Source organism: Wolbachia pipientis, assembly GCF_023661085.1.
Classification (GTDB): Bacteria; Pseudomonadota; Alphaproteobacteria; order Rickettsiales; family Anaplasmataceae; genus Wolbachia.
The window spans coordinates 1-5,205 of record NZ_JAHDJT010000103.1; the positions used below are offsets into that span (position 1 = coordinate 1).

Annotated in this window: 3 protein-coding genes; all 3 read left to right on the forward strand. The window is 36.8% G+C overall.

Annotated elements, in window-relative coordinates:
• A partial coding sequence (locus DM84_RS04845; RefSeq protein WP_250778768.1) for a TrbL/VirB6 family protein occupies positions 1 to 977 on the forward strand: 977 nt, incomplete at its 5' end.
• A gap of 71 nt (positions 978 to 1,048) precedes the next feature.
• Positions 1,049 to 4,297 carry a TrbL/VirB6 family protein gene (locus tag DM84_RS04850; protein WP_250778770.1) on the forward strand — a complete coding sequence of 1,083 codons (3,249 nt, stop codon included), beginning with the start codon at positions 1,049 to 1,051 and terminating at the stop codon, positions 4,295 to 4,297.
• Complete coding sequence (locus DM84_RS04855; protein WP_250778772.1) at positions 4,284 to 4,904, forward strand: WD_0853 family protein; 621 nt, start codon at positions 4,284 to 4,286, stop codon at positions 4,902 to 4,904. The genes DM84_RS04850 and DM84_RS04855 overlap by 14 nt, the downstream gene beginning before the upstream one ends.
• Positions 4,905 to 5,205 lie beyond the last annotated feature (301 nt).

Genomic DNA, 5,205 nt, shown 5'->3' on the forward strand with positions numbered 1-5,205 from the left:
AAAGATTTGCGTTCTTAGATTTAACAGCAGGAATATTATTCACAGGAGAAACATGGATGAAGTTTTTATCATTGATATTCGCTGGTCCTTTTGGTTTTATCGCTTTTTTGATAATACTCCATGCTAGTTTTATGTTCTTAAAATGCATTATTAGCGCTATATTTAGATATGTGATATCTACTGTCCTAGTAGCGTTTTTACTGTCATTAACACCTTTATTTATCGTGTTTATCTTATTTCAACAGACTAAGTCCCTGTTTGACAGCTGGATAAAAACACTTGCTCATGTTGCAATACAGCCAATGATTTTATTTTCATCTTTATCCATTTTAAATCAATTGATGTATTCAGTTTTGTATAACCTCACAAATTTCTCTGCATGCTATCAATGTTTAATTAGCATAAATTTCTTGTCCTATGATCTCTGTCTTATGAAATCCATACTGCCTCTTGGATATAGTCCTGGCACTAGTGTTGATGTTGCACTAAGTGATGGAACGAAAACTGGCGGGCACTTTGCAGCATTACCGATAGACCTAATCCAGGCAATTATATACTTCATTATTGCCAAAGCAATGGAAGTTTTTGTTTCTGCGTCAGAAACTATGGCACAAGCAATATTTAGTGCTGGTTTTGGGATTGCTGGCAGTGTTGGTCAAGTTGCTAACAGCGCATCACAAGCTATGCTGTCAACTGTTGGACTTGATGATGCAACTCAAAGTACGATAAAGGACATAAAACAGAAAACGGGTAAAGATCGAACACAAATTGAATATAAGTTGTCTGAGATGCTGAAGCAAGCAGACAAGGAAGAAGGTTTTGGAAAAAGTCCTGATAAAACAGGAGATTCTAAAGCTAAAGACAAGGAAGAAAGAAAGCGAAAGGTGGAATTGCCCGAAACGAAAGAGCAACTAAAAGAGAAGGAAGTGCCTGGAGCTGAAAACAAGGACAAGAAAGAAGAAAGGAAAAATGAGTGATATCATGGAGTAACTAATTAAAAAGATATTTTAAGTAAAGTTTTATTTCTATATTTGGAAAAAATTTAGATATGCAGTTACGCTTAGGCACATTTTGGTTTAGGTTACTACTTCTTGCAGCTTGTGTGCTGATAACAGGTTGTGACAAAAACAACGATATGCCTTTTCCAAGATGCATATCTGCTGACTATTTTGGTCCTAAACCTATTACAGTTGGTGCTCATTTTCCAATTGGTCATGATGCGTTTTTTCCAGAAGGTGAAAGTGGAGAACCTATTGATCCTGAGACCGGCGAAATCAATTATGGTTTTCACTCTAATCAAGTGGTGAAGTGGAAGGATACCGGACTCGAAACCAATGGAGATGACTTGATAGTACGAGTTAATGGTGCATGGACATCTTGGGGTAATAGTAATAAGAAAGAATCTAAAGGCAGTTACAGCTTGCAAAGCTTGGAGCAGCTGAAATATGCAACCAAATTCGAAGGCAAACAAGGCGATAATAGCTTGCATGACTTTCACTTGGTTTGCAATGATTATAAATCTAGTATGCAAAAATTTTCAAGTAGTTCTAGTACAAGTTGCACTGTAAATTGTAAGTGCATTAACGAGGATAATGGCAAAAGCATAGTATCACGTGGTGCTCCATGTTGGTTTACCAACGGTCATGGTGCTTACTTTCTGTTTAAAAGGCCGGGTGATAACAACCCTAACGAAAGTCTGAAATCTATGCGCAATCCCGAATCTCCCACTATACATTTGGGTTACAATTCCGTAGCAGAAGATGGAAGCGGACTTTTTACTTTAAAGAAAGGAGATAGAACTAAATTAAAGGGCAGAAATTGTGATATGCTAAAATTAGAAAAAGGATGGAAAATATATGTAAAAATATTAGACAGATATTACTTAGACAATGTAGGCGGCTACTCTTTTGAATTTTTGAGCGGAGTGCAGAAACCAAGTAGTTTTGGATTTTTTGATTACGTTTATCACTACCTAAAGTGTGTATTATTGATCAATAAAAATTGCAAAAAGTATTTTGACAGTAATGACCCTGCAGCAGCACAGGCTATGTTTCAGAATATAGCTGAAAAGAGTACAAGTTTTCATAATTTTGTTCTTTCCTTGCTCGTTTTATTTATAGTGATTTCATCGCTTCTTTACCTTTTTGGTATGATACGAGAAACTAAGCATGATATGCTCATTAGGATGATGAAAATCACTCTAGTAATAGTGCTTATATCTCCTGGAAGTTTTAAGTTTTTCTACGATCATTTCCTTACTTTGTTTGTTGAAGGACTTGAATATATGATAAATGTAATTACTAGCTTTGCTCCTAATATGAATACAGATGCCAATTGGGACCCTGCCGAAGCCGGTGGAGAAGCCCGTGTTAAATTGTTCAGTTTTATGGAGGACATGTTCAATAAGTTTTTTGCTTACTCTGTTTGGAAAAAGTTTGCAGCGTTTTTTCATTACAAAATGTGGACAAGCCTACTTATGATACCAGCAATTTTGATAGGGATCGTTTTATATTTCCTGCTGTGTGTGTATGCTTACATAATATTCCTTTCCGGCTTCGTGGGTATAGCTTTCCTTATAGCCATAATGCCACTGTTTCTAATTTCTATCTTATTTTCACCGCTGAAAAGTCTATTTGAAGGTTGGATAAAATTCTGTATTAGTTTTTGTTTACAATCGATTATGATATTTGCCCTGCTGTCATTGCTGGCTGCAATTATAATGAATACCTTCTATAGGCAGCTAGGTTTCACTGTATGTTACAATAAATGGTTTGAGATAAGAATCTGTGCTCCAAAATGGGTATTTGGCGGTTTTCCTATCTTTAATAGGCAGTACTTTGGTTGGACTCCAGGGCAGATTTTTGTACCTTACACTATCGGGAAACATTGTCCGCTGAACGTAGATAAAGATATAGAGGGCATAGAAAAATTAAGTAGAGAAGGTAGTACAATAAAATTTACTGGTGGTGCTGGGTATATTCCCCTTCCACCGGATTACCCTAAGGATGAAAAAGGTGAATATATAAGAGGTTTTCGTTATATAGATTATCCTTTCTTTAACCCAATTCCTGGTACTAAAGATAATCCAGCAGATCATTATATAGCAGAAAGCGATATAGTAGTTAATGCTGATTGTAGTAAAAATGAAAAAGATCTAGCGCGTCTAACAAATAGTCTATTACATGCATCAGAAAAGGCTGATATCTCGTCGTTGATCAACAGTATAGACAGGAAGATAGGTGGCAGCGGCATTAGTGAAATAGTAAGGCGCTATTGTCAAGATATAAACAAGTGCAGCAGTTACAGGGAAATAATAAGTGAAATAAGGGTTTTAGTGCAAGATGTAATTACACAAGGTGCAAGCTGCCAACTACAGAATTTTTATATAGTAAATGATAAATATCAAGAAAATAGCGACTATCAAAGGGTGCAAGACATACAGAGAGGCTATTTAATTAATGTGGGGGAAATCTTTGTATTATTCTTGCTTTCATTCTTAATGTTCTCCTTACGTGAGTTCGTACAACAAATGGGCTCAAGTATCGCTGGTGGTGGATTCAGCGTTTATAATATATCTAGTATGTATAAAGCATCGCCTTTAGTTCACACAATGGAAGGACTCACCAAGCATCAGTGGCAAAACTTTGTTGGCGGAAAACTAGAGTCTTTAGGCAGTTGGGCTACTCATTTACCAGATAGATTAGCCGGAGGCACGGCTAATCTACTGGGCAGGATACCACGAGTTGGAGGTGTGTTGAAATACGCTATTGATGCGCCATGTAAGCTTGTAGGTGGTACTATCGAAGCAACAAAATTTGCAACATCGCCTGAAAATGACGTTGATAAACTTGAGGAAAAAATTTACAAGGCGTTTGGAGTTGACAAGGAAGATATTACACACAGAAGAATTGGTAAGTATTTAGATTATTACAAAGGATACGTGGGATCACACTTGGGTTATACAATAGAAGATGCTATGAAATTTACCTGGGAGCATGGCGTTGATTCTATAGGAAAGCATAGCTATAGCCATAACTTACTCTATAGAGCAAAATCGCATAGGCGAGAATTCTTGGACAAACTTCATGATTACACCATAGGGCACAAAAGAAAGCCAGAGAGATACAAGGATGAAGGTGATAGTAGTCAATCAAGTGCGCCGGGTCCGGATAAATCACTAGGGCCTAGTGAGCCAAATTCGAAGAAATCAGATGAGTTTTTGGGAGATTCATCAAAAGAATCAGTAAAAAGAAGTGTACCGGGTGAAAAGGAAGAGGGTAGCAATGAAGATCAGTAAAAAAAACTTCAAAGGTCTTGATTATTATAAACTGCACCAGGACAAAGACGGTAACATAAAGCTAAGTGACTACGATGACATTTTAAATGCGCGTAGGGCAAGAGTAGACTTGTTGCTGGATAACACTAAGCAAGATGATATTAATCTTTCAAAGCTCAATAAAGCTCTTAGTGAGAAATTCGTGGATGATAGAGAATTGTTGTCCGAATTCGACAAGGAAGATCAAGAAATTGCCCAGGAGGAGCTCAAGATGTTTAACATTTTAGATAACCTTGATAATCTTGCAAACATTAAAAGTGAAGATCTACTCGAGGTTAGTTTATTATTATCGGATCTTAGCTTCATAGAGAGAAATGTTGTACTGAATACCGATCAGAATTCTGATCTAGCAGGGTTTAAAGACCTGTTTATCGAAAGAAAGGCATCTGGTGAGGAATATAGTGATGAAGAATGTAAAAGCTTTCTCGATAACATAGATAAAATCAACACTATAATTAAGCTAGAGTTAGAAAGCAGAATTGAAGGGCTAAATCATGATGAAAAAAATGACTGTGACGATTTACAAGATGAGATCGGTCGAGCAATAGATACAATCAAAAAAAAGTAGTCGACTGATTTTGTGTCTACAACTTTCTTCCTAATGCCAATGGCAATAGGAAAAATTAAGGTACCGTTTTACCAGTCAACAATGGTGTCATTCCAGCACCCCTTCTTCTGTCATTCCAGCGCCTCCTTTTCTTGTCACCCAAGTAGCTCCCTTCCTTGTCATCCCAGTGCTTGACACTGGGACCTAGGATACTACTTTAATAATAAATATTTAAGAAATCTACCAAGCAAAAAAAGGTAAAGAAAGCCCGAGTGGCGAGTTTTGACTCTATAATACTTTAAATTGGCGCTATAATAATTTA